Annotated in this window: 19 protein-coding genes and 1 pseudogene; 8 read left to right on the plus strand and 12 right to left on the minus strand. The window is 69.4% G+C overall.

Annotated elements, in window-relative coordinates; genetic code table 11:
• Positions 1–60 precede the first annotated feature (60 nt).
• The 4 genes from BLT72_RS00830 to BLT72_RS00850 all read left to right on the plus strand — a co-directional run bounded on the left by BLT72_RS00830 (position 61) and on the right by BLT72_RS00850 (position 7,033).
• Positions 61–1,248, plus strand: a complete 1,188-nt coding sequence (locus BLT72_RS00830; protein ID WP_197677144.1) for a HupE/UreJ family protein — start codon at positions 61–63, stop codon at positions 1,246–1,248.
• A gap of 483 nt (positions 1,249–1,731) precedes the next feature.
• Complete coding sequence (locus BLT72_RS00840; protein ID WP_197677145.1) at positions 1,732–2,931, plus strand: DUF3500 domain-containing protein; 1,200 nt, start codon at positions 1,732–1,734, stop codon at positions 2,929–2,931.
• Between the two features lie 44 nt (positions 2,932–2,975).
• Positions 2,976–4,391: a HupE/UreJ family protein gene (locus BLT72_RS00845; protein ID WP_157720211.1), complete on the plus strand. Its 1,416-nt coding sequence runs from the start codon at positions 2,976–2,978 to the stop codon at positions 4,389–4,391.
• Between the two features lie 170 nt (positions 4,392–4,561).
• Positions 4,562–7,033 carry an HAD-IC family P-type ATPase gene (locus BLT72_RS00850; RefSeq protein WP_197677146.1) on the plus strand — a complete coding sequence of 824 codons (2,472 nt, stop codon included), beginning with the start codon at positions 4,562–4,564 and terminating at the stop codon, positions 7,031–7,033.
• 74 nt (positions 7,034–7,107) lie between these two features.
• Here the strand turns inward: BLT72_RS00850 and BLT72_RS00855 are convergent, their stop codons facing one another.
• The 4 genes from BLT72_RS00855 to BLT72_RS00870 are packed head-to-tail and all read right to left on the minus strand — an operon-like array spanning position 7,108 to position 11,159.
• Complete coding sequence (locus BLT72_RS00855) at positions 7,108–8,313, minus strand: pyridoxal phosphate-dependent aminotransferase (protein ID WP_091408810.1); 1,206 nt, start codon at positions 8,311–8,313, stop codon at positions 7,108–7,110.
• Between the two features lie 55 nt (positions 8,314–8,368).
• Positions 8,369–9,124, minus strand: coding sequence for a phosphatase PAP2 family protein (locus tag BLT72_RS00860; protein ID WP_157720212.1), 756 nt, complete (start codon positions 9,122–9,124; stop codon positions 8,369–8,371).
• Between the two features lie 5 nt (positions 9,125–9,129).
• Positions 9,130–10,191, minus strand: a complete 1,062-nt coding sequence (locus BLT72_RS00865) for a bifunctional glycosyltransferase family 2/GtrA family protein (protein WP_091408816.1) — start codon at positions 10,189–10,191, stop codon at positions 9,130–9,132.
• Between the two features lie 11 nt (positions 10,192–10,202).
• A complete protein-coding gene (locus BLT72_RS00870) occupies positions 10,203–11,159 on the minus strand; it encodes a phosphodiester glycosidase family protein (RefSeq protein ID WP_091408820.1) in 957 nt (318 codons plus the stop codon).
• A gap of 253 nt (positions 11,160–11,412) precedes the next feature.
• Between BLT72_RS00870 and BLT72_RS00875 the strand changes: the two genes are divergently transcribed.
• From BLT72_RS00875 to BLT72_RS00890, 4 genes are all read left to right on the plus strand, one after another.
• Positions 11,413–12,018, plus strand: a complete 606-nt coding sequence (locus tag BLT72_RS00875; RefSeq protein WP_091408823.1) for a DUF4956 domain-containing protein — start codon at positions 11,413–11,415, stop codon at positions 12,016–12,018.
• Positions 12,015–12,806, plus strand: coding sequence for a polyphosphate polymerase domain-containing protein (locus BLT72_RS00880; protein ID WP_091408826.1), 792 nt, complete (start codon positions 12,015–12,017; stop codon positions 12,804–12,806). Before BLT72_RS00875 ends, BLT72_RS00880 begins: the two co-directional genes overlap by 4 nt.
• On the plus strand, positions 12,803–14,584 hold the full coding sequence (locus BLT72_RS00885) for a carbohydrate-binding domain-containing protein (protein ID WP_091408829.1): 1,782 nt from the start codon (positions 12,803–12,805) through the stop codon (positions 14,582–14,584). The genes BLT72_RS00880 and BLT72_RS00885 overlap by 4 nt, the downstream gene beginning before the upstream one ends.
• Before the next feature lie 167 nt (positions 14,585–14,751).
• Positions 14,752–15,936, plus strand: coding sequence for a S1C family serine protease (locus BLT72_RS00890; RefSeq protein ID WP_091408831.1), 1,185 nt, complete (start codon positions 14,752–14,754; stop codon positions 15,934–15,936).
• 355 nt (positions 15,937–16,291) lie between these two features.
• On the opposite strand, the gene BLT72_RS22910 is transcribed toward BLT72_RS00890, so the two are convergent.
• The 8 genes and pseudogenes from BLT72_RS22910 to BLT72_RS00925 all read right to left on the minus strand — a co-directional run bounded on the left by BLT72_RS22910 (position 16,292) and on the right by BLT72_RS00925 (position 24,421).
• The gene (locus tag BLT72_RS22910) at positions 16,292–16,948 is read right to left on the minus strand and encodes a GMC oxidoreductase (RefSeq protein WP_231930255.1); all 657 of its coding nucleotides are present in this window, start codon (positions 16,946–16,948) and stop codon (positions 16,292–16,294) included.
• A gap of 143 nt (positions 16,949–17,091) precedes the next feature.
• A pseudogene (locus BLT72_RS23440) lies at positions 17,092–17,925 on the minus strand (FAD-binding protein); the annotation flags it as partial.
• Positions 17,926–17,927: 2 nt separating this feature from the next.
• Positions 17,928–18,596 (minus strand): gluconate 2-dehydrogenase subunit 3 family protein, encoded by a 669-nt coding sequence (locus BLT72_RS00900; protein WP_157720213.1) that lies wholly within the window; start codon positions 18,594–18,596, stop codon positions 17,928–17,930.
• A 2-nt stretch (positions 18,597–18,598) separates the two neighbouring features.
• Positions 18,599–19,576, minus strand: coding sequence for an ABC transporter permease (locus tag BLT72_RS00905; protein WP_091408838.1), 978 nt, complete (start codon positions 19,574–19,576; stop codon positions 18,599–18,601).
• On the minus strand, positions 19,573–21,090 hold the full coding sequence (locus BLT72_RS00910; protein WP_231930257.1) for a sugar ABC transporter ATP-binding protein: 1,518 nt from the start codon (positions 21,088–21,090) through the stop codon (positions 19,573–19,575). Before BLT72_RS00910 ends, BLT72_RS00905 begins: the two co-directional genes overlap by 4 nt.
• A 38-nt stretch (positions 21,091–21,128) precedes the next feature.
• The gene (locus tag BLT72_RS00915) at positions 21,129–22,289 is read right to left on the minus strand and encodes a substrate-binding domain-containing protein (RefSeq protein WP_091408841.1); all 1,161 of its coding nucleotides are present in this window, start codon (positions 22,287–22,289) and stop codon (positions 21,129–21,131) included.
• A 142-nt stretch (positions 22,290–22,431) separates the two neighbouring features.
• Complete coding sequence (locus BLT72_RS00920; RefSeq protein ID WP_091408844.1) at positions 22,432–23,253, minus strand: sugar phosphate isomerase/epimerase family protein; 822 nt, start codon at positions 23,251–23,253, stop codon at positions 22,432–22,434.
• A 181-nt stretch (positions 23,254–23,434) separates the two neighbouring features.
• Positions 23,435–24,421: a LacI family DNA-binding transcriptional regulator gene (locus tag BLT72_RS00925; RefSeq protein ID WP_197677149.1), complete on the minus strand. Its 987-nt coding sequence runs from the start codon at positions 24,419–24,421 to the stop codon at positions 23,435–23,437.
• Positions 24,422–24,654 lie beyond the last annotated feature (233 nt).

The raw sequence follows: 24,654 nt of genomic DNA on the forward strand, positions 1-24,654 counted from the left end.
TGCACCTCGATCCTGCTGATGCCCGGACCCGCGAGTGCACACCCGCTGAGCAGCACTGCAGTGCTGCTCGACGTCGGGTCCCACGAGGTCATCGGCCAGGTCCAGCTGCCCATCGACCGGCTCGCCATCGCCGTGGACCAACCCGGTCTCACCACGGAGATCGCCGTCCAACCCAGCAAGATCGAGGAGTTCCGCCGGTACGTGGCCGAGCACACAGCGGCTACGGGAACCACCGACGGAGAGCCTTGGGACGTTGCCGTTGCCAACGGGCGGGTGCAGACCCTCGACGGCGTCGACCACCTCGTCTACGACCTGACACTGCGACCGCCGGATGGCGTGGTGGCGAACTTCCGCCTGAGCTACGACGCCATCGTGACCCGACTCGTCTCGCACCGCGTCTTCGTGTCGGCGCGTCCAGCGAGCACCCAGGCCTACACCGCTGTCGGGCTGATCGACTGGGAGTCCCAGGACCTCACCGTGCCTGCGGCGGGAGCGACCGCCGATCAAGGCTTCCTGCCCGCGGTGCGGTTGGGCGCGCACCACATCACCGAGGGCGCGGACCACCTGCTGTTCGTCCTGATGTTGCTGCTTCCCGCTCCTCTGCTGGCCCGCCGAGGCCGGTGGGAACGCACCGAGAACCTGCGCCGCAGCAGCTGGCGTGTCGTCCACGTCGTCACTGCCTTCGCGGTCGGCCATTCGATCACCCTCGCCCTGGCCGCTCTCGGCTACGTCCACGCCCCCACGCGCGTGGTCGAGAGCATGATCGCCGTCTCGATCCTGGTCGCAGGTCTGCATGCCATCAAGCCGATCGTCCGGGGCGGGGACACCTGGATCGCCGCTGGCTTCGGACTGATGCACGGCCTGGCCTTCGCCACCCTCCTCGGCCAGCTCGGCCTCGGCCGCGGCTCCCTCGTCACCGAGCTGCTCGGCTTCAATCTCGGCATCGAGCTCACGCAGCTGCTCGTCGTGACTCTGGTCATGCCGTCGCTGATGGTGCTCAGCCGCACCTCGGTCTACCCTGCGGCGAGAACGGTCCAGGCCGGCTCCGGCGTCCTCCTCGCCGCGGCCTGGCTGGCTGAACGCACGACCCTGCTGAGGACGAATCCGCTCGCACCTCTCCCGGACGCGCTCGTGGCTCATCCGCTCGTCGTGGTCGCCAGCCTCGCTCTCGCGGCGACCATCGCCTGGGCAGTGCCCGGCTGGCGAGTCAACAGGATGGCACCTGCTGACCGTCCAACCGCCCCGTGACAGCTGCCTACGGGCAGGGACGTCTGAAGCGCGGATCTTGCTGACGCTGTGGTCCGGCAGTCGCACCCATGCATCTGCACGTCAACACCGTGGCTCTGTGACCCACTCCGTGCTGCCGGAGGAGTCGCTCCTCCCCTTCGCCGGTGTAAGGACGCTGATGCACCACAGCCGCAGCTGTGGGATGCCTCGATGGGTGCCGACAGTCATGCCCCGACGCGCCCGACGACCGGGCTCCTGCCCAACGCAGCCAGCACCACGAGATCGCAGCGCGATGCGCGGTAAGTGACCACCTCTAGGTCTAGGCCGTGTTCGCTGTCGACAGCTGGGTCAACCGCGACTCTCTAGCCGCTGCGCTTCACAGGAGACGCACAGCGGGCTCACCGCTCGCGGCTGTCCGACCTTGGTTGGCTTCTTCCCATGAACACATCACCGAGCTCCAGCCCCCGTCCCGTCTCGCGGCGGTGGCTCCTGGGAGCGGTTCCCGTGGCTGCCGCCGTCATCGCCGGCTGCGGGAGCACCTCGACCACGTCGAGCTCGCCGACCACCTCGACCTCCGCCACCCCGTCGTCCTCCACGACAGCGACGGCCGACGGCGTGGCCGCCGCCGGCAGTGTGGCCGCCCTTGCGCAGGCCTTCTACCAGACGTTGACCGACGACCAGAAGCCGACGGTGCTGCTGGACTACACCCTGGACAGCGCCAAGCGCTGGTCGAACCTGCCGCAGGGGCTGCTGGCCGGCGGCATGGGCGGCGGCGCTGGAGCCGGCGGGCGCCCCTCGGGAGCCTCCGGGCAGCCGTCGGGCATGCCGAGCGGCGAGCCCGGTGGTGACGGCTCCGGTGCGCCCGGCGGTGGGGCCGGCGGTGGCAGCGGGTCCCGGGTCGGCATCGCCCTGGCCGACTTGAACGCGGAGCAGCTGGCCGCGTTCACCCCACTGCTGAAGGCCGCCACCGGTACCACGGCCGGGCTTGGCTACGAGGAAATTGAGTGGCAGCTCGCCGCGGACGACTACCTGGGCGCCAACGGCGGCGGGGACACCTACGGGCGCGGCCAGTTCTACGTGGCTCTGCTGGGCAGCCCGCAGGACACCGGCACCTGGGAGTTCCAGTTCGGCGGCCACCACCTCGCCGTCGCCAACACCTACACCGACGGGAAGCTGGCCGGCGCCACCCCGGCCTTCCGCGGGGTCGAGCCGAACACCGACTTCGAGCAGGACGGCACCAGCTACCCCGCCCCGCTGAAAGTGAAGGAGGCCGCCTTCCAGGCCCTGCTCGCCAGCCTGTCCACCGACCAGCAGACCAGCGCGAAGCTCTCCGACACCTTCACCGACCTCGTGCTCGGTCCCGGCCAGGACTGGGCGTTCCCCACCACCAAGGACGGCGTCCAGGTCTCCACCCTCACCGCCGACCAGAAGAAGCTCGTCCTCGCCGCGATCGCCACCTACGTCAACGACATCGCCGACGCCGACGCCAAGACGATCCTGGCCAGGTACCAGAGCGAGCTGGACGACACCTACCTCGCCTACTCCGGCACCACTGCCCTGACGGAGCAGAACGACTACGTCCGCGTCGACGGCCCGTCGGTGTGGATCGAGTTCTCCATGCAGCACGGCATCGTGCTCTCGGGCAACCACCCGCACTCGGTGTGGCGCGACCGCACCACCGACTACGGCGGCACGAAGAGCTGATGCACACCGCGACCCTCGTCCGGGGTTGCGTCGGGACCGGCTCCGTGAGGAGCCGGTCCCCGGCGCTGGTCCGGACCGTCCTGCTGGCGCTCGCGCTCGCGTGCGCCGCCGCGCTCCTCGCGGTGGCGGCACCGGCTGCCTCGGCCCACGTCGTGCCCACCTCCACGCTGCAGCTCGACGTCCGCGACGGCGTCATCGACGCCGCCCTCGCCATCCCGGTGACCGACGTCGAGGCCGCTGTCGGGGTCGACCTCGGCGAGGGATCCCAGGCCGACATCGACGCCGAGGCGAGCAGCATCCGCACCTACCTGCAGGACCGCATCACCCTGATCAGCGACGACGGCACCCCGTGGACGATGACGGTCGGCGCGCTGACCGTGTCCGAGGCCGGTGACCAGCAGACGACCGGCATCTACCGGCAGCTCGAGACCACGCTCACCCTGACCCCTCCCGCCAGCACGGACGAACGCTCCTTCGACGTCGCCTTCACCGCCATCGTCGACAAGGTCGCCACCCACGTCGTGATCGTGACCGTCCGCTCCGACTGGACGGCCCCCGACCTCACCAGCGCCTACCAGCTGGGCACCATCCACCGCGACACCGTCACCGGCGACGTCCAGGCCCTGCACGTCGGGCTCACCGGCGGCAGCGGCACGGCAGGCTTCTCCAGCATGGTCAGCCTCGGGATGCACCACATCGCCGAGGGCACCGACCACCAGCTGTTCCTGCTCACGCTGCTGCTCCCGGCCCCGCTGCTCGCCACCGGCAGACGGTGGGCCGGCGCCGTCGGACCGCGGGCAGCCGTCCGGCGCTTCGCCGGCATCACCCTTGCATTCACCCTCGGCCACTCCGCCACCCTCGCCCTCGGCGCCCTCGGCGTCCCCGTCCCGCAACAGCTCGTCGAAGCCCTCATCGCCCTCAGCATCCTCGTCGCCGCGGTGCACGCGATCCGACCAGTCTTCCCCGGCCGAGAGGCCCTCGTCGCCGCCGGGTTCGGACTCGTCCACGGGCTCGCGTTCTCCGAGGCGCTACGCGAGCTCGACCTCAACGGCGGCCGGCTCGCCACCGCGCTCCTCGGCTTCAACCTCGGCATCGAAGCCATGCAGCTGATCGTCGTCGCCCTCGTCCTCCCGCCGCTGATCCTGCTGGCCCACGCCAACCGCTACTGTCAGCTCCGGGTGGTTGCGGCCCTCGCGACCGGCGTCGCCGCGCTCGGATGGCTCGGCGCACGCCTCGGCGTCGACAACCCCGTCGCCACTGCCGCTGACGAGCTCGGCGTCATCGTCCTACCGGTCGTCGCTGCACTCTGGCTGGCCGCGATCGCCATCACCGTCAAGCAACACCTCGACGACCTCCACCGTCGCGACGCGGAAGTGCTCACCGACAGCCCTGTCACATCAATCGTCCAAGAGTCACCGATGACCGCAGGGGGCCCACCACGGCCTCATCTTTCGCGGTAGAGACTGGTCGGGTGCCTGCCCGCCGGCGCTGGAGAGGTCGGTGAGAACGCGATGTCGGCACCGCGTTCAACCCTCGAAGTACGTGGTGGCACCTCAGAATGGGCTCCGTGATCAGGCCTGCGTCAGAGCCGTCCTCCGTCTCGACCGATGCCTCGCCGAGAGTCTCAGGGTTGTCCAGCCGGGAGGTGGAGGAGCGCCGTCGCCGGGGTGAGGGCAATAGGGCGGTCAGCGCTTCCTCCCGAAGTTGTGCGCGGATCCTGCGGTCCAACGTCTTCAACCTCTACAACAGCATCCTGTTCACCATCGGGGCGGCGTTGCTTGCGCTCGGCCGATACAGCGACGCCTTCATCAGCGTGGCGATCGGACTGTTGAACGCGGTGATCAGCGCCGTGCAGGAGATCCGCGCCAAGCGTCAGCTCGACCGGCTGCAGCTGCTGGGTCGCACCGCAGTGGTGGTGGTCCGCGACGGCCGGGACACCGAGGTTCTGCCGGAGAGCATCGTGCGCGGTGACGTCGTCCGGGTGCGTCCCGGCGACCAGTTGGTCGTGGACGGGCCGGTCCTCGAGGGTGCCGTCGAGGTCGACGAGTCCCTGCTGACGGGGGAGTCGGTGGCGCAGCTTCGGGCCGTCGGTGAGGACCTGCTCTCGGGCAGTCACAGCGTAGGTGGAGAGGGGCTCCAGCTGGCTCGCGACGTGGGGGCCGCCAGCTACGCGAGCCGTCTGACAGCCGAGGCCCGTAGGACCGTCACTGACACGACCCCACTGCAACGGCAGGTTGCTTTCTGCGTCCGCTTGGTCATGGTCGTCGTGGTCTTGATGAGCGGCGCCATCTTGCTGCAGGCCGAATTGGAGGGCGTCACCCTGGTGCGGGTCGTGCAGAGCGCCGCGGTGCTGTCCGGTCTGGTGCCCTACGGGTTGTTCTTCCTGATCGTGCTCGCCTACACAGCGGGTGCGGTCACCTCGTCCCGACGCGGCGCACTCGTGCAACGGGTGAACGCCGTCGAGTCGGTGAGCAACGTCGACGTCCTGTGCACCGACAAGACCGGCACCCTGACCACCGGACGGCTCACCGTCGCCGAGGTCGTGCCTGTCGGCGGGCAGGACGCCGACCTGGTCAGTGCGGCGTTGGGCTCGATGGCGCGCAGCACCGCCGCGGCGAACCTCACTAGCACGGCGCTGGCCGCGCACCTGCCCGGGAAGCCCTGTCAGGTTATGGAGGAGGTGCCGTTCAGCTCTTCGCTGCGGTGGAGCGCTGTCCGTACCGACACAGCGGTGTGGGTCCTCGGTGCGCCGGAGGCTCTCGCCGCCTCCCTCCAGGGTCCTGACCTGACCGGTGAGGTGCAGCGGCGTACTGCTCAGGGGCTGCGGGTGCTCGTCTTCGCCCGCGCAGCCGACGACGCTGGTCTGCGCGACCAGGACGGACATCCCGTGCTGCCCACGCTGGTGCCGCTAGCCGTGGTGGCTCTGGCCGACGAGCTGCGTCCCGACGTGCCCGAGACGATCGCCCGGCTGCAGCAGGAGGGCATCGGGTTGTTGGTGCTCTCCGGTGACGACCCCGACACCGTCGCCGCCCTCGCCACCCGTGCCAGCCTGGCGGTCACCGAGCCGGTGCACGCCGCGCACCTGGGTGAGCTCACTGACGCCGAGCTCGACGCGGTCGTGGCGAGGAGCACCGTCTTCGGCCGGGTCGCCCCCGACCAGAAGGAGCGCATCGTCACCTCCCTGCGCCGGCAGGGCCACTACGTGGCCATGGTGGGCGACGGGGTCAACGACGCTCACGCGTTGAAAGCCGCTCAGGTCGGGGTGGCGATGCGGAGCGGCAGCTCCGTCGCGCGGGACGTCGCCGACGTCATCCTGCTCGAGGACTCCCTCGCCGCGCTGCTCCCTGCCCGCCGGGAGGGCCGTCGCATCGTCGCTGGCATCGCCATCTCGGCGCAGGTGTTCCTCACCCGGGTGGCCACCCAGGCGCTGATCATCGTCACGGTCACCATGCTCGGGCTGGGCTTCCCCTACTCACCGGCCCAGACCGGGCTCACGCTGTTCACCGTTGGCCTGCCGACCCTCTTCCTGACCGCCTGGGCCCGGCCCAGGGCGCCCGACCCTCACCTACTGCTCAACCTGGCCCGCTTCGTCTTGCCCGCCGCCGTGGTCACGGCGGGGTTCGCCGTCGCCGTCTACACCTTCCTCTACACCAGCGTGACCGCCGGCTTCGACGACCCGGACATCCGGGACAGGATGGTCGCCGAGTTCGAGGCGTACACCGGCCTCACCTACGGCGTCGACGCCGACTTCGTCCAGACGGCGGCCGCCCTCGGAGCCCAGACCGGCCTGTCGACCTTCGTGTCACTGGCCTCCATCCTCCTCATCCTCTTCCTCGAACCGCCCGCCCGCTTGTTCGCCGCCTGGACCACGACCAGCCCCGACAAGCGGCCGGTGGTGCTCGTCGCCGTGCTGCTGGCGGGACTGGTCACCGCGCTGGTGGTGCCCGCTCTCCGCAACTACTTCGGGCTCACCCAACCCGTCGGGATCATCTACGAGATCGCCTTGCCCCTCCTCCTGCTCTGGTTCCTGGCCCTGGGCGCCGCCTACCGCTTCCGCGTCATGGACCGGCTGCTGGGCCTGCAGGACCTGCGGAAGGGCTGACCGCCCGGGGTCGGCTCCTCCGCTGAGCCGAGGCTCAACCGGACGCTGCGCGCCCGGCTGCGCTCAGAGGGCCTTCATGCGGCCCTCGCTGTGCGCTGGGAGTGCTGGTAGTCCTGCAGTCCAGCGATGAGTCGGGCGACGTCGTCGGCGGGGCGGACGACCAGGCGCAGGAAGTCGCTGGTCATGCCGAGCTTGTTGCCGCACTCGCGGACGAACACGCCGTGATGGGTCATCAGGTGGTCGCGCAGGCCCGTCCCGCTCCACCCTGTCGGCACCTTCACCATGACGAAGTTCGCCGTCGACGGGTACACAGTGAGCCCCCGAATGCTCTCAAGCTGGCTGCGCATCTGGTCACGGTCGCGACCGAGGAGCCGGAGGCTGTGCTCGTAGTCGTCCCAGTGGTCCTCGACCATGTGCACCACCGTCTCGGCCAGCGCATTCACGTTCCACCTGGGCAAGGCGCGGGCGACCGTCGCGGTCAGCGCGGGGTTCGCAACCATGTAGCCGAAGCGGATGCCGTGCAGACCGAAGTTCTTGCCCAAGCTCTTGAGCACGATCACGTTCGGTCGGATCGCCGCCTCAGCTGCTACGGAGCCTTCTGGCTCGACGTCGACGAAGTCGATGAAGGACTCGTCGACGACGATGAGGTCCAGGTCCGCGAGCTCGTCGAGGAACCGCACGACCTCCTCCTTGTGCAGGTAACCGCCATCGGGATTGTTGGGGTTGCAGACGACGGCCACCCGGGAGCCGCGCCGCCGGATGAACTGCGCGTACTCGTCCAGGTCTAGTGCGAAGCCGTCCTCCTCCTGAAGAGGGAACATGTCCACCCGCTTGCCGGTCTCCAGGGGCTGATCGGTCCAACGGCCGAAGGTGGGGATCGGGATGGCCAGGCTGTCGCGCACGAGCAGGTGGTCGATCCAGGTGATGAGCTCGGTGGAGCCGTTCGCCATCGCCACGGTCTGCGGGTTGAGACCCAGGATGGAGGCGAGCTTCTTCGTGGTCAGCGAGGAGTCGCTCGGGTAGTACTTCAGCACCTTGGGAAGGTCCGCGGCCAGCTGCGCGAAGATCGTCGGTGTGGGGAAGTAGGGGTTGCACGGAATGCAGAAGTCCACGATGTTCGCGGCAGGTCCGCTATGCCGGGTGAGAGTCGCGAACGAGGTGCTGTGTGCGGTGGCCGCGAGGTCCAGCGGCTTCGGCGTGTCAGGTGAGGAGCCGGTGGCTCCGAGTTCAGGAAGTCCGGATCGGTCCCGTCGCTGACTCTGCGGGGTCTCGGTGCTCATGTGAAGGCCTTTCGGGGGATGGTGGTGTGGACGACATCAAGACTGATCGGCTGTGCTAGGTGCTGGATGAGATGCCGCTGTGGGCCGGCTGCGCATCGGAAGGGACGAGGACCAGGTCGGCGGTAGGGGTGGCAGGGCGGGGTTCGCGCGCCTGGTCGGATCGGCTCACCCTGGGGTCGGCTGATGACGAGCGGCCAGCTGGTGCCCGTCCGACGGTGCGCGATTCCCAGCCGGCGGCGGTGGCACCGATGACAACCCCCAAGAGCACCGACCCGAGGACGTCGCTGGGGCGATGCCACTCGAGCGCGATGGTGGCGAGACCGGTGAGGGCGACCGCGGGAGTGACCGCCAGCAGGGCTGCCCACCGCCACCGGCCCGCGGGCGCGGCGAGCAGCAGCGCCAGCGCCAGCCCGGTCACGGCCGCGACGTGGCCGCTGGGGAAGGAGTTCGCCAGCGCTTGGACCGTGAAGTCCGGTCGGGCCAGAGTGAGTTTGAGGACTTCCGCGGCGAGCAGCACCACGGCGCCGCTCAGCGCACCCAGGGCCCCCGCCCGGAGCCCGCGCGCAAGGGCGGTCACGATGGCGAGGGCGCCGCCGACCAGCAACACGCTGCCGCCAGAGACTCCGGTGAGCAGGGCCTCCGCCCAACCGTCCTCAGTGACGGAGGCCGCCGTCCACTGCATCGCGGCCTCGTCCAGCCGTTGCCCCCCGGCCGTCCCGACGCTGAGGAGGTAGAGCAGGACGAAGCCGGTCGCAGCCCAACCAGCCGCTGAGGGACGAAGGGTGAACGTCGGGACCGACGTCGTCGCCAAGGCACTCATCGGGCGGGCACCGGCTGTGTGACGGCGGCCCGGGGGAGGGGGTCTGGTTGCGCCGGCCGACGGAGGCGCCGGTGGAAGACGAAGCTTCGTTGGACGACGAACGAGGCTGCCAACAGCACCAACTCGGTGGCGACCTTGGCGAGCAGCAGCGATCCGGTCACCGCGCTCAGCGACTCCAGCAAGACCACGTTGGTCGCCAGCAGCACGGCGGCCAGCCCTACGTAGCGGACGACCGAGCCACGGTTGCCGGTGGCGAACACGAACCGCCGGTTGACGCTGTAGTTCACCGCGGCGCTGAGCATTCGTGCCCCGACTGCCGAAGCCATCAGGCTGCCGGTCAGCGCGACCAGGGCCAGCAGGGTGACCGTGTCGACGATGAAACCGAGTAGCGACGAGGCGGCGAAGGCCAGCAGCGGGGCGAGAACGCGCAAGGAGTCGCGAACCGGCCGGAAGTGGGAGGACGCGTTGTGGTCGAGGTAGACGGTGGCGATCTCCACCTCGGCGACCTCTAGCTGCTCTCGAGCTGCCCGGACCAGCAACCGCAGCTCGTACTCGAACCGGTCGCCCTTCACCTCCTCCAGCCAGGGAAGCATCCGCGCCGGATAGGCCCGCAGACCGGTCTGCGTGTCCGTCAGGGGCAGTCCGGTGGTGGCTCTGAACGCCGCCCGGGTGACGCGGTTGCCGATCCGGCTTCGCCCCGGGACCTCGCCCATGAACCGACGTGCACCCAGCACCATCTCGGGGTCACCGTCGGCCAGCCGGGCGGCGACCGCCTCGATGTCATCGGGCCGGTGCTGGCCGTCGCTGTCGGCGCAGACCACCGGTTCGCCCGGGTGATGGCGACGGGCGTGCTCGAAGCCTGCCCGCAGGGCACGCCCTTTGCCCTGGTTGAAGGGCATGGTCATCACCTCGGCGCCGGCTGCGCGGGCGGCGGCGAAGACGGGAACGTAACGCGGGCCGCTGCCGTCGTCGACGACGAGGACGGTGTGGCGGCGCAGCCGGGCGACGAGCTCGACCAGTGCGGCGCCGGGCTCGTAGGCGGGTATGAGGACGATCATGGTGTTCGCCTTCAGCCCGCGATGTAGAGGATGTCGCTGGTGCCACGCTCATCGCTGCGCCCCAGAGGGTTGTTGACCAGGTCGCCGTTGAAGACCATGGTGGAGGAGCCGCCCCCGTCGAGGTTGTAGGCGACCTGGGCGCCGCGGTCGACGAAGATCTGCGCCAGCTCGGTCATCGTGACGCCCCGGCTGTAACCCTCACTGCGGCCGTCGACCACCACGAACAGCAGATGATTCGCCGTCACCATCCCGACACCAGTCCGCGGTTGGCGACCCTGCACGGAGTGGTTGCCGAAGTTGGTGTCGATCTCGATCTCGTCGACACCCGGCACGACGGCGCCTGCGTCCACCAGGCCAGGTCCGAAGGAGAGGGTGTTCCACACCCCGTCGGCCAGCAGCGCCGCGGCCGAGGTGGCGGTCTCGTCGTAGAGCTGGACGCGGCCGTCGGTGTAGAAGGCCAACCCCTGCCGAGCACCCGAGTCACGGAAGACCACGCCGTTGCGGATCACCATGCCGGCGTCGCGAAACCCGTAGTAGTCGCCGTTGATCGCCAGCACGGCGCCGACGTCCGCGGCGATCGTGGAGGGGTCGGCGATGATGTTCTGGCCGAACTCGTCCTCGGCGAAGGCTGAGCGGACGATCGTCGAGTCGCTCACGGTGACGTCGGCGACGAAGTAGGTCAGCCCGTCGTCGCCCGAGCCTGACTCGACCGTCGTGATCGTGATCGAGGTGGTGTCGCTGGTGTAGCTGGTGGCGGTGCTGGTGCCCGTGCCCGGCGACTCGACCGTCGTCGTGTCGGACTCGAGGGTCGAGGCATTGGCCACCTGGACGTCATCGAGGAGGTAGCGGTCTGCGGCCCAGACTCCGGTGCCGCCGAGGGCGGCGAGGGTCCCGAGGCCGCCGCCGAGGAGAGCGCGGCGGCTGACTTCGTGCGACCGTCCGGTCCGGTCGCTGACGGGTTTGCTCATGCCGACCAGTGAAAGGGCTGGTCCTTTGCGTCGGCTGTGAGTGAACCCTGGCCTGCCGATGTGAGCGCAATCTGCCCCGCAAGCCAGTTCACGACCTTGAACGGGCGCGGCTGCCGTGCTCGCAGTGGCCAGTAGATGGCGCAGCGGGAGCCTTGTTCATCCTCCGTTCACAGCGAAGTCACTGGGCAGGCACAAACCCGACCGGCACGGTGATGGCACCGTCCCTCTTCCGTGCGCACCACCAGGAGCACCTGTGAACCAGCTCATGATGATCGCGGCCGACCTCGTCGCCGTCGCCATCCTCGCCTTCGGCCTCTACTTCCCGCGCCACCACCGGCGCGACCTCGTCGTTGCTTTCCTGGGCGTCAACATCGGCGTCCTGGCGGTGTCGGTGGTGCTGGCGTCGACGACGGTGGGCGCCGGGCTGGGCCTCGGATTGTTCGGCGTGCTGTCGATCATCCGGCTGCGCTCCACCGAGATCTCCCAGCACGAGGTGGCCTACTACTTCGCGGCCCTGGCCCTCGGCCTGATCGCCGGACTCAGCGCAGCCCCGACCACGACCACGACCGGTCTGATGGTCTTGCTGCTGCTTGCACTCGCCGTGGCTGACCACCCCGCGCTGTTCCGCCGCCACCGGCAGCAGAGCCTGCTGCTGGACACCGCGCACACCGACGAGGGCGCCCTCCGTGCCCACCTGGAGTTGCTGCTGGGCGGTCGGGTGGTCAACCTCGCTGTGAAGCATGTCGACCTCGTCGACGACACGACCCTGGTGGAGGTCCGCTACGTGGTCGGACGGTCCAACGCGGTGGCAGACGCCTCGGCCGTCACCCGGGTTGCCGCCGCCGCAGGCGCCCGATGAGCACCGTGACGAGCGCCGCTGTCGACCGGCTGCCCGCCGTCGGCCTCGACGAGCTCGTGGGCACCGCCGCGTTGCTCACCCGCGTCGACCGCAAGTACCTGCTGCCCGCCGAGGACCTCGAGGTCCTGCTGAGCAGCACGGGTCCCGGCACCCGCGTGCTCGAGATCGACGGCCGTCGCCGCTTCGACTACCGGTCCGTCTACTTCGACACCCCGGAGCTGCACAGCTACCACGCCACCGCCCGCCGCCGACGCCACCGCTTCAAGGTGCGAACCCGCAGCTACCTGGACGCCGGCCTGCACGTGTTGGAGGTCAAGACCCGGGGCCCGCGCGGGCTGACGGTGAAGCAGCGGCTGCCCCACGCCGGCGACGGGACCGCCCTGGACGATGCCGACCGCGACCGGCTCGGCCCGCTGCTCGCGTCGCTCGGCCTCCAGGTCGACGCGGCCGCGCTGGGTCCGGTGCTGACCACCCGCTATCACCGCACCACGCTGCTGTTGCCTACCGGCTCCAGCCGGCTGACCGTCGACACCGGCCTGGTCTGGAGCCTCGCCGGCACCGGCCGGGCGGGTGCGACCACCGGCCGCGCCGTCATCGAGACCAAGTCCGGCTGCGGCACCTCCGAGGTCGACCGGCTGCTCTGGTCGCTGGGCCGCCGGCCCAGCGCGATCTCCAAGTACGGCACCGGGCTCGCCGCCCTGCGGCCCGACCTTCCCGCCAACCGCTGGCAGTCGGTGCTCCGCCGCCACCTTGTTCCCACCCTCCTCACTGAGAGCGAACCCACATGACCTTCCGCCTGAAGCTGGCCTCCCTCCTGACCTCCCTGGCGATCGGCTCGACCGCGCTCGTCGGGTGCGCCGCTGATACCACCGCCACCTCCCCGACGAGTGCATCGACCACCGCCGCCGTGTCGGTCGACGCTGACCAGGGCGTCGCTGACGCGCTGGCCGAGAACACCGCCGTGCACACCACCCCCGACAGCACGGGCGGCGCTGTCGACATCACCCTCACCGGCGACTCCGCCACCAGCAGCGGGGACGGGGTCACCGTCGACGGGGCCACCGTCACCATCACCGCGGCCGGCACCTACCGGCTGACCGGCGAGCTGGCCGGCCAGGTCGTCGTCACCGCCCCCGACGCGACGGTGCGCCTGGTCCTCGATGGCGCCACCATCACCAGCACCACGACGGCCGCCATCGCCGCGACCGACGCCGAGCTGCTCGTCGTCGAGCTCGCCGATGGCAGCGCGAACACCCTGAGTGACACCGACAGCTATCCCGACGACGCTGACGTGAACGCCGCGCTCTTCAGCGCCGGCGACCTGACGATCACCGGCTCCGGCGCGCTGGACGTCACGGCCAACGGCAACGATGCCGTGGCCAGCAAGGACGGGTTGGTCCTTCAGTCCGGTGACCTGAGCGTGACCGCTGCCGACGACGGGATCCGCGGCAAGGACTACGTCGTCGTCGAGGGCGGCACTGTCAACGTGTCCGCCGGCGGCGACGGGGTCAAGGCCGACAACACCGAGGACGCCGACGCCGGCTACGTCTCCATGACCGGCGGCTCGCTGACCGTGGACGCCGGCGGTGACGGCGTCGACGCCGCCTCCGACCTGCTGGTCAGCGGCGGCACCCTGGACGTCACCAGCGGCGGCGGCAGCGAGGTCGCGCCCGCCGAGGACGCCTCCGCCAAGGGCCTGAAGTCCGGCACCATCACCGTCCTCGAGGGCGGCACGATCACCGTGGACGCCTCCGACGACGCGGTGCACAGCGACGGGTCGGTGCACGTCGCGGGCGCCGAGGTCCGCGCGGCGTCCGGGGACGACGGCCTGCACGCCGAGAGCGCCGTGCTGATCAGCAGCGGCAACGTCGCGGTCACCCGCTCGGTCGAGGGCTTGGAGGCCAAGGACATCACCGTCGACGACGGCGACGTCACCGTCGTCAGTTCCGACGACGGCGTCAACGCCACCGAAGGAACGACCAGTACGGACAGCGGCGGGTTCGGCCGAGGTGGAGGTGGGGGTGAGGAAGTGGCTGACGCCACCGTCACCATCAACGGCGGCACCCTGACCATCGACTCCGAGGGCGACGGGCTCGACTCCAACGGAAACGCGGCCATCACCGGCGGCACTGTCGTGGTCAACGGCCCCGAGCAGTCCGGCAACGGAGCACTCGACGTCAACGGCACGCTCAGCGTCAGCGGAGGCACTTTGCTGGCCGCCGGCAGCGCCGGCATGGTCGTCACCCCTGACACCGACTCCAGCCAGAGCTTCGTCACAGTCACCCTGAACTCCGCCGTCGCCGCGGGCACCACGCTGCACCTGGTCGACGCTGACGACGACGTGGTGGCCACCTTCGTCACCAGCAAGACGACCCAGAACGTCGTCTTCTCCTCCGACGCGATCACCGACGGGGATGTCTACACCGTCTACATCGGCGGGACAGCCTCGGGTACCAGCATCGGTGGCCTCAGCACGGGCGGTGACCTGGGCTCAGCGACTGCAGCCGGGAGCGGCACGGCGGGGGTGGAGGCTGCTGGCGGCGGTCGAGGGCAGGGTCACCATTGACCTCGCGCCCACCAGTAGGAATAGCGCGAAAGCCCGACAGTGCGACCACGGCCTTGCCATCTTCATCCAGCAACCTTCCGCCTCGCCGACGCACAGCCAATGCCCATCCTGCTCACCGGCAGTTGCGATCGGCTCAGAGACACAAGCCGATCAGTAGGAGAAACATCATGGGACGCACGTACGGGTGGGTACGACGAGTCGGCGGGACGACAGCCCTGACGCTGACCGTGGGGCTGGGCAGCCTCCCAGTCACCGCGGCGGCGGCGAGTACTTTCGAAACCCGAGTGGTCGCACTCGCTGACTGGAGCCGGGGTTCCGGCGGCGGCAGGGACTGGGGGTACCCCGGCTACCCGGGCGGCTCCGACCTCTCGAGCAGCACCGGCAACACGACGGTCGACTCCGACCCAGCCACCACCGCCGAGTCAACGGGAGTGGTGCTGGTGAACACCGAGCTCGGGTACGAGAACGCCGCCGGCGCGGGGACCGGCATCGTGCTGACCTCCGGCGGGGAGATCCTCACGAACTACCACGTCGTCGAGGGCGCCACCGCCATCCAGGTGACGGTGGCCAGCACCGGCGCGACCTACACCGCGGACGTCGTCGGCCACAGCGCCAGCGCCGACATCGCGCTGCTGCAGCTCGAGGACGCCAGCGGGCTGACCCCCGCCACCATCGACGACGACACCGTGGCGCTGGGTGACTCCGTCACCGCCGTCGGGAACGCTGGCGGTACCGGCACCCTCACTGCGGCCGATGGCACTGTCACCGCCCTTGAGGCGTCCATCACCACGGCAGCCGAGAGTTCGGTGGCCGCCGAGCGGCTTACCGGGCTGATCGAGACCGACGCCGACGTCGTGGCCGGAGACTCGGGCGGTCCGCTGGTCGACGCGGAGGGCGAGGTGGTCGGCATCGACACCGCCGCCTCCAGCGGCTCGGTCATCGACGGCTACGCCGTCCCCATCGAGGACGCCCTGGTAGTCATCGACCAGATCGCCTCCGGCACCTCCACCCCAACGGTTCAGGTCGGCGCCTCCGCCTTCCTCGGCGTCCAGGTCGCCGACTCCGCATCGGCGTATCCGGGCACTGCCTGGGGTACCGAGGCCGCCACCTCGACAGGCGGCGGCGGAGCGGCCGTCGCCGTGGTTGTCGACGGCTCACCCGCTGCAAGAGCGGGGTTGGCTGCCGGGGACACGATCACCGCGGTTGGCGACGAGGCAGTCCGCTCGGCAGCCGACCTCAGTGCGGCTCTCGACGGCCGCCACGTCGGCGAGCAGGTCGAGGTGACCTGGACCGGCGCGAGCGGGACGACACAGACCGCCCCCGCCACACTCGCCGAGAGCCCGACCGCCTGACTGGCCATCGGTCATCACCGAGCGGCGTTCTGACATGCCTCCGGCCCGCGCTGCGGGTCGGTCGCCTCGTGTACCAGGTCGGTTTGCGCCACATGTAGTCCCCGCAAGCCGGGGCCGTAACCAGCCGTAGGTGTCGACGGGGCGACAGCGCGTCCTGCGGGACAGCAGGACCGAACGCGGGTCCCCCCCGGGGGTTGGAGGGCTCCGGTCGCGGTCACGCACGCGGCCAGAGCCCTCCACCCTTGCAGCTGCGCTGAGTGCGGTCAGCCTTCCTCGCGGTCGCGGTCGCGGTCGCGGTCGCGGTCGCGGTCGCGCACGTGCGCTGCGACCGCCCCGAGGCCTCCCGCCGGCCCGGTCAGGCCGGTCCGGCGATGATGGCGTCCGCCACCCTCCAGGCGTTGGCCATCATGGTCAACGTGGGGTTCGCTCCGGTGGCGGTCGGGAGCGGGCCCCCATCGACGACGAACAAGTTCGCGACCTCGTGGGCTCGACAGTTCGCATCCAGCACGGAGGAGTCAGGATCGGTGCCCATCCGGGTGGTGCCATGCTGGTGGGAGCAGTTGCCCGTCACCCGCGTCGGGTACACCTTGTCCACGGTCGTGGCACCCGCTGCTTCGAGGATGTCGCCGCAGCGGTCCACCAGGAAACGGCCCTGAGTCAGGTCGTTCTGGTGCGTCTTCAGCGTGATCCGGGCTACCGGGAACCCCCAGGCGTCGGTGACGTGGGGATCGAGGTCGACGCGGTTGTCGTGCTGGGGCATGTCGTGCAGCACCATCGCGACCGCCATGGTGTGGTTGAACAGCTCGCGGTCGATCTTCTTCGCCTCGGCGCCCCAGGTCGGGCGGCCGGGGAGGTGCCAGTTGATCGGCAACGGGATGCCGACGCCGGCTGCCGCGATGTGACCGCCGCTGACGAAGTCCCGGGACGCGTCGTGGTTGTAGAACTCGAACGAACTGGCACTGACGTAGCCGCCGCCGGCCCAGGCGTTGATCGGGTCCGAGAAGGTCCCCACGGATGCCGAGTACTCGTGGAAGGTGACGTTGCGGCCGACCAGGTCGCCGCCGTTGGCGAGGCCGTTGGGAAGCGGGAGGACTGGGACATGAGGAGAAGCCGTGCGGACTCGATCGCGCCGCCCGCCAGGATGAAGAGGTCCGCCTCCTGTTCCACGGTCTTCCCGTCGGCGTCGACGTAGACCGCGGCCCGCACGTGCCCCCGGCTGTCGAGTACCAGCTCGCGGACGTAGGACTCGGGCCGCAGGTCGTAGCGGCCGGTGGCCAGGGCATCGGGGATGAACACGTTGAGGGCGCTGGACCGGGTGCCGCTGGGGTCGCCGTGCTGCTGCGCGAAGGCGCTGACCACGGTCGCCGGGCGGCCGCTGAAGGGCCGGGACAGGGCGGCCTGCGGCGTGGGGAAGGAGTTCCAGCCGAGGTTTGCGCAGCCCTTGTGGAACTTCTCGGCGTACCGGGACTGCGGCATCGGCGGGCACGGGTAACCCTGGCTTCGCCCGCCCTCGTAGGCGTTCGCCCCGGCCTGGCCGGAGACGCCGAACGCCCACTCCACCTTCGTGTAGTACGGCTCGAGGTCGTCGTAGCTGATCGGCCAGTCGACCAGCGTGGTGCCGGGCAGCTCGCCGGCGATGCTGCGCAGCCGGAAGTCCTCAGGGGTGAACCGAGGCAGCCAACCTTGCCAGTGCACGGTTCCGCCACCGACCATCTGCGGCACCGGGCAGAACAGCTCCTCGTGGGCCTGTTCGTCAGCCGTGGTCCGGACCGTCCGCGGGTCCTGAGCCGGGTCGGGCCAGAGGTTGTAGCGGTTGACGTTGGCCAGCTCGTCGCCGCCAAACGTCTCCTTGGTCCGCCAAGGTCCCTTCTCGAGGGCGACCACCGTGCGGCCTGCCTCGGTCAGCACCTTGGCGGCCGTGGCTCCGGTGGCGCCGGCGCCGATGATGCACACGTCGACTCGCTCGGGTTTGCGCACGGGCGTACTCATGATCAGTCCTCCTGGCCCTGGTGGCTCTGCTGCTGGGGGTGGCGGCGGTCGTCCGCGAAGTAGTCCAAGGTGCTGTAGCGACCGGTATGGACCTCGGCCAGCGAAGCCGGCCCGGGGAATCCGATCACCTGCCAGCCGATCCGGTCTCGGTTGCCGCCGTAGATCGGGTCGGACAGGAAGCCCTGTCGTGTGTGGGTGACCAGGAGCGAGAAGAAGTCGAGCTCGGACTCCGCGTTGGTCTGCTGCAGGGCCGGCTCGATGCCGTAGGGAACCTCGGGCTTGGCCAGCTCGGGGCCAGCCTCCACGCCCCGCTCGAGCTCGGTCAGGATCTGGTCCTGCTGCGTCTCGGTCAACCCGACGAAGTCCTTGCACGCCACCGCCTGGGCCCGCCGGTCCAGTTCGCGCACGCCGTCGACGTACTTGCGCCGAGCCAGCTCGACTCGCCGCTGCCAGGCGGCGGCGCTGCGCCCGGACAGCGGTTCGAATCCGCTGCCGTCCGGCTTGGCGTAGATGTAGTCGATCCCGGACAGGTAGCGGTCGACGAAGTCCACGGTCCCCGCTTCCCGAGCACCCGGCAGGTCGTCGGTGGGGATGATGCGCGCCATCGCCGCCTCGACGGTGGCCCGCTGGTGCTGATCGAAGAAGGTGGGGGTCTGGATTGCCTCGGTCACGATCACTTCTTCCTGGCGAGCGCGACGGCCAGGATGATGATGGCTCCGCGGACGACCTGTTGCTGGCTGGAATCCAGCCCGGCGAGGATCAGGCCGTTGTTGATCAGGCCGATCAGCAGCGCACCGAAGAGCGTGCCGACCACGGAGCCGGCGCCGCCGAACAGGCTGGTGCCGCCCAGGATCACCGCCGCGATGGCGGACAGCTCGTCCCCGGCGCCCCACTGGAACCGCCCGGACTCCAGCCGGCCGGCGTAGAGCATGCCGGCGACGGAGGCGACGATGCCGGAGAGGAGCATCACCTGGAACTTGATCCGCTTGGTGTTCACGCCGGTGAACTGGGCCGCCGTCCGGTTGCCACCGGTGGCCAGCACCTGCCGGCCGAAGCGAGTCCTGTTCATGGCCACGGCGCCGAGGACCACGAAGATCGCGCTCCACACCAGCAGGCCGGGAAGGGGGCCGAAGTTGCCGCCGCCGAAGATCACGATGAAGGTGTCGTCCAGGATGGGCTGCGGTGCGGACCGGGTGATCCACTGGGCGAGGCCGGCGGCCACGCCCAGCATGCCCAGGGTGACCAGGAAGGACGGGATGCCCAGCAAGCTGTCCAGTCCACCGTTGACCGCGCCGATGACCACACCGACGAGCAGGCCGGCGAGGATGCCGGGGATCAACCCGTAGGCGGAGATCGCCATGGCGGCACAGACCGACGAGAGTCCCGCCACCGAGCCGACGCTGAGGTCGATCTCGGCGCAAGCGATGACGTAGGTCATGCCCACGGCGATGACGGTGATCGTCGCGGTCTGGCGGAAGATGTTCAGCAGGTTGTTCGCCGACAGGAAACCCTCGTCTCCGAGCAGGATGGCGAAGAAGGCGAAGATCACGACGAATCCGATGTAGATGACGTAGCGGCGCCAGTCGAGGGTCCTGATCCGCGCGGCGACGCTGTCCCGGGTCTCACTCGGGGTGGTGACGGTGGTGGTCATGCTGCGACTCCTTGTACGGCTAGCTGGAGGGCTTCCTCGTCGGCGATGTCGCTGCGCAGCATCTCGGCGGCCACAGCCCCGTCGCGCAGGATGATGAGGCGGTCGCTGACCGCGAGCAGTTCGGGATACTCCGACGAGATGACGATGACGCCCTTGCCGGCGTCAGCCAGGTCGCGGATCATCTCGAGGATCTCGCTCTTGGTGCCGATGTCCACACCAGCGGTGGGTTCGTCCAAGATCAGCACGTCTGGATCGGTGCCCAGCCATTTGGCCAGCACCACCTTCTGCTGGTTGCCGCCGGAGAGGAGGCGCACTGGCCGGTTGGGGTGGGCCACCTTGACCGTGAACTGCTTGATCAGGTCGTCGGAGAGTCTTCGGCCCTTGTCCTTGCTCAGCAGAACGCCGTTCTGCACCTTCTTGAGCAGCGGCAGCAGCAGGTTCTCCCGCACCGAGTGGTCCAGCACCAGCCCTTGTTCGCGGCGGTCCTCCGGGATCAGCGCGAGGCCGGCCGAGATGGCCCGCTGCGGTGAGGACAGGTTCACCCGGCGACCTCTGATGGTGATCTCGCCAGAACGGGGGGCGTCGATACCGAAGAGCACCCGGGCCAGCTCGGTCCGGCCGCTGCCCATCAGTCCGGCCAGACCGAGGATCTCGCCCGCCTGGAGCGTGAAGGAGACATCGTTCACGCGTGGTGGGGCGCTCAGGTTTCTCGCTTCGAGCAGGATCTCCCCAGCCGCCTCGTGGCCGCGTTCGCGGTACGCCATCTCTGCGCCGAGCTCTTTGCCGACGATGCCCTCCACGATCTGAGCGGGGGTGATGTCGGTGAGCCGTTCGGTGAGCAGCCGGTTTCCGTCACGCAGGATGGTGATGCGATCCGCGATCCGGTACACCTCGTCCATCCGGTGCGAGATGTAGACGATCGCGATGCCACGAGCCTTCAGCCGGTCGATCAGCTCGAACAGCGCCTCGGTCTCGTGTCGGGCGAGGCTGGCCGTCGGCTCGTCCATGATCAACACCTGAGCGTCCTGGGCCAGCGCCTTCGCGATCTCGGTGAGCTGCCAGTAGGCGGTGCTCAGCTCGCTGACCCGGGCCCGCGGATCGACCTCGACGCCCATGTCGGTGAACACCTGCCGCGCTCGACGGACCGCCTCCCGGTCGTCGATGAGACCTCGAGACATCGGTTCGGCCGACAAGTAGATGTTTTGCGCGACCGTCAGGCTGGGCACCAGGCTGAACTCCTGGAACACCATCCCGATGCCTGCCGCCTTGGCCGCCTGGATCGAGGTGAGGTCCACCTCTCCGCCGTTGATCACGATCTTCCCGGCGTCCTTGGTGTAGACCCCCTGCAAGATCTTCATCAGGGTCGACTTGCCGGCTCCGTTGCCGCCCGCGAGCGCGTGGATCTCCCCCCGAACGACCTCGAAGTCGACGCCCTTCAGCACGACCACACCGTCGAAGCTCTTCTTGATGCCGATCATCTCGATCGCCGGGTCCGGCGATGCCTGGTCTGTCATCGCTGTCTCCGTCTCCGTCTCCTGCGTCGCTCTCCTGGTCACTGCTTGAAGGAGGACTGCAGGTCGGCCGGCGGGTCCTCGTGGTAGACCTGCTTCCAGGCGTCGAGCACGTTGTCGTGGGTGACGGGCAGGGCACTCAGCGCGACGTAGGGGGCAGCCTCCTTGCCGAGAGCGGCGCCGGCAGCCAGGTTGGCTTCGGTCACGCCCTGGTCGAACGGCACCTGAGCGCCGAGACCGACGACGAGCTCGTTCTTGGCCATCGCGATCGCCACGTTCTTGCCCAGGTCCTCGGTGGCGATCTTCAGGTCGCCGCGACCGGAGGCCCGCGCCGCTGCCATCACGCCCTCGGCCGGCACGTCCCAGACGGCCCAGATGCCGCTGAGGTTCGGGTGCTTGGCGAGCATCGCGTTCGCGGCGCCCTGGGCGTCACCGGCGAAGTCCGGACCGGCGATCCCCTTCTCCTCCACGATCTTCAAGTCGGGGTAGTCAGCGGTGATGGTGTCCTTGAAGCCCTGGTAGCGCTGCTTGGTGACGAAGAAGTCGGCCTCGTGGTAGATCAGGCCGATCTCGCCCTTGCCGCCGGTGGCCTTGGCCATCAGGTGCGCCGAGACGACACCGTTGCCCAGGTTGTCGGCCGAGACCACGGACACGTAGTCCTTGCCTGCAGTCATGCCCTGGGGCACGTTGTCCATGAACACGAGCTTGACGCCAGCCGCTGCGGCCTTCTTGTAGGCCGACGCCGTGGCCACCGGGTCGGTCGGGATGGACACGATGATGTCGGGGTCCTTGCTCATCACCGTCTCCAGGTCGGAAACCTGCTTGTCGGGCTTGAAGTTGGCGTCGGTGGTGGCCACCACCTCGATGTTGAGCTTGGCGAACTGGTCCTTCAGGCCGGCGACCTGGGCGTTCGCCCAGTCGTTACCGCCGTAGTGCATGACGATGGCGGCCTTCAGGTTCTTGGCCTTGACCTGGTTGATCTCGTCCTCGGTCAGGTCGGCCGAGGAGGCCGGCGACGGGGCCTCGCCGTTGGGGCCCTTGGAGAGCACCTTGCCGGTGACCTCCTGCAGCGCACTGTCGGCCTGCTGGGACACACCCGGTTCGGACGTGGTGGTGGTCGTGGAGGCCTTCGTGCAACCACTGAAGGCGATCAAGGTCGAGGCGGCGAGGGCGGCCACCGCGGTCAGCTTGGTCTGATTCATGATCTGCTCCGTCTGGATCCGTAGGGTCGTGCGGATGTGGGTTCGGGCGGGTGGTGCCGTGCGGGTATCTCTCGAGACGAGGGGCGAGGCGGGCACGGCGAGATGTTGCTGCTGACCCGGAGGGTCCGGAGTCAGCGCGGGCTCAGGAAGCGAGCAGCTGCTCGAGGTAGGCCTTGCTGATCTGCGCTGCCTCAGCGGGATCGCCCTCGTAGGAGTCGAGCTCGACGATCAGCCAGCCGTCGTAGCCGACCTCACCGAGCGCCGCTCGGACGTCGCTGAAGTCGACCACGCCCTGGCCCAGCGGTAGGAACGCGAACGGATCGAGGCGGACGTCCTTGAGGTGCACGTGGCGGATCCGGTCTGGATAGCGGCGGATCAGTTCCGCGGGGTCGCCGCCGCCAGCGACGAGGTGGGCTGTGTCAGGGCAGAAGCCGATCCGCGTCCGCGGCATCAGCCGGTCCAGCTCGTCGGGGCTCTCGACGATCGTCGTCAGGTGCGGGTGGTAGCAGGCGGTGAGTCCGCGCTGCTCCGCGATGTCGGTGACCTGGTCGAGGGCGGCAGCGAGGGCGGCGTAGTCGGCTTCTGTGGTGCCGGAGGCTCGCCGGGCTCCTCCTCCGACGACCAGGTTGCGGGCGCCGAACTGTCGGGCCAGATCTGCGGAGCGTGAGACGCGGTGCAGCTCGTCCTCGAGCAGGTCGCCGTAGACGAAGTTGCCGCCGGTGTAGACCGAGACCAGTTCAAGGCTGGCGGCAGCCAGGAGCCCCTGCAGCACATCGGGCTGATCGGCATAGTCCGCGACGTTCCCGTCGAACATCTCGATCCCGGTGTAGCCCGCCGCAGAGATGTCCGAGATGGCCGTCTCCATCGATCCGGGGGTCCGGTAGTAGAGGTCCTTGACGCTGGTGACCCCGGTCGCGTCTCCGACGACCCCGCCCCAGCAGATGGTGTGGTACCCGAGATCCATGCTTCTCCTTCGACAACTCTGTCGCGGTGTGAACGTTCGCAGATGTGAACGTTCGCCAAGTGTGAACGTTCGCATCCGTGGTTGTCAACGAGTTCGCGCTACTTCCGGGGTCGCTAGCGCTCGACGCTCCGGGCCGCATGGGTGTCCGGGCGCGGGCGCGGGCGCGGGCGCGGCGCGAGAGCTAGCCGCGCCGGCGTTCGGTCGTGCTGTTGCGGATCACGAGGGCCGGCGGGATGGGGGTGCGGTCCACCTCGATGCCCTCGATCGAGCCGATCAGGACTGAGATGCTGGCCTGCGCGAGCGCCGGGAAGTCTTGCCGCACAGTCGTGAGCGGAGGCAGGAAGACGTCGCAGCCCTCGATGTCGTCGAAGCCCACGACACTCACGTCCTGCGGCACCCGAATCCCGCTCTCGACGAACGCCCGGATCAACCCGAGTGCTGTGTGGTCGCTGGCCGCAAAGATGGCCTCCGGCACACCCTCGCGCACCAGTCGCAGCCCCGTTCGGTACGCCCACAGGGGGCTCCAGTCCCCTTCGGCGTAGAACCCCGGCGTCAGGTCCGCTTCCCGCAACGCCGACTCCCACCCCCGCTTGCGGACCCGGCCGTCGAACCAGGCCAGCGAGCCGCCGACGTGGGCGATGTCGCGATGGCCCAGGTCGATCAGGTGCTGCGTGGCCATGCGAGCCCCGAGCTCCTGGTTCTCCGAGAAGGTGAAGAGCCGTTCGCGCCCTGACGAGGACACCCCCGCGGCGATCATCTCCACCGGGACATCCGCGTGCACCTTCCGGACCGCGGTGGCCATCGCCCGCAGGGGGGCGATCACGATGATGCCGTCCACACCGGTGTCCCCCAGCGATCCCATCGCCTCGGGTACGGTCCGGTCGTACGGCTCCTTCACCCCGACGACCGCGGAGCCGTACCCGGCCTCGCGCGCCGCGCTCTCCAGCGCCAGCAACGTCGCCACCGGACCGTAGCGAGGCGAGCCGTCGGTCACGATCCCGATCGTGGTCGATCGGTTGGTCACCAGCGCTGTCGCCGCCTTGTTGCGGCGGTAACCGACTTCGGCGATCGCCTCGAGCACCCGCGCGCGTGTCGCCGAGCTCACCGAGGGCGACCCCGTGATGACACGAGAAACCGTCTGGTACGACACACCGGCCACCTGGGCCACGTCGGTGATGCTCGGCTTCCGCCGGACTGACGCCACTCGCGCCGGGCGATGACCGCCGCGGGGCACGTTCTCGGCTGTACCCTCTGCCCCTGCCTTCGCCACCCGCCTCCGATCCTCGGTCCGCTTGAGCACCTTCACTCGAGTCCGAGTATGCCCGGGCCATGTCTGTGTCCAAGAGGTGCCGAGACTCCGTCCGGGAACGGGACAGTCGGAGAACGGTACAACTGCCTGGT

The organism is Friedmanniella luteola, from assembly GCF_900105065.1.
In the GTDB taxonomy this organism is placed as follows: Bacteria; Actinomycetota; Actinomycetes; order Propionibacteriales; family Propionibacteriaceae; genus Microlunatus; species Microlunatus luteolus.

Excerpts from the sequence above, each read along its gene's own strand:
- BLT72_RS00910 (WP_231930257.1), bottom strand. The coding sequence starts at position 21,090 with ATGACAGACCAGGCATCGCCGGACCCGGCGATCGAGATGATCGGCATC.
- BLT72_RS00870 (WP_091408820.1), bottom strand. The coding sequence starts at position 11,159 with ATGAGCAAACCCGTCAGCGACCGGACCGGACGGTCGCACGAAGTCAGC.
- BLT72_RS00865 (WP_091408816.1), bottom strand. The coding sequence starts at position 10,191 with ATGATCGTCCTCATACCCGCCTACGAGCCCGGCGCCGCACTGGTCGAG.
- BLT72_RS00915 (WP_091408841.1), bottom strand. The coding sequence starts at position 22,289 with ATGAATCAGACCAAGCTGACCGCGGTGGCCGCCCTCGCCGCCTCGACC.
- BLT72_RS00855 (WP_091408810.1), bottom strand. The coding sequence starts at position 8,313 with ATGAGCACCGAGACCCCGCAGAGTCAGCGACGGGACCGATCCGGACTT.
- BLT72_RS00885 (WP_091408829.1), top strand. The coding sequence starts at position 12,803 with ATGACCTTCCGCCTGAAGCTGGCCTCCCTCCTGACCTCCCTGGCGATC.
- BLT72_RS00890 (WP_091408831.1), top strand. The coding sequence starts at position 14,752 with ATGGGACGCACGTACGGGTGGGTACGACGAGTCGGCGGGACGACAGCC.
- BLT72_RS00905 (WP_091408838.1), bottom strand. The coding sequence starts at position 19,576 with ATGACCACCACCGTCACCACCCCGAGTGAGACCCGGGACAGCGTCGCC.
- BLT72_RS00920 (WP_091408844.1), bottom strand. The coding sequence starts at position 23,253 with ATGGATCTCGGGTACCACACCATCTGCTGGGGCGGGGTCGTCGGAGAC.
- BLT72_RS00880 (WP_091408826.1), top strand. The coding sequence starts at position 12,015 with ATGAGCACCGTGACGAGCGCCGCTGTCGACCGGCTGCCCGCCGTCGGC.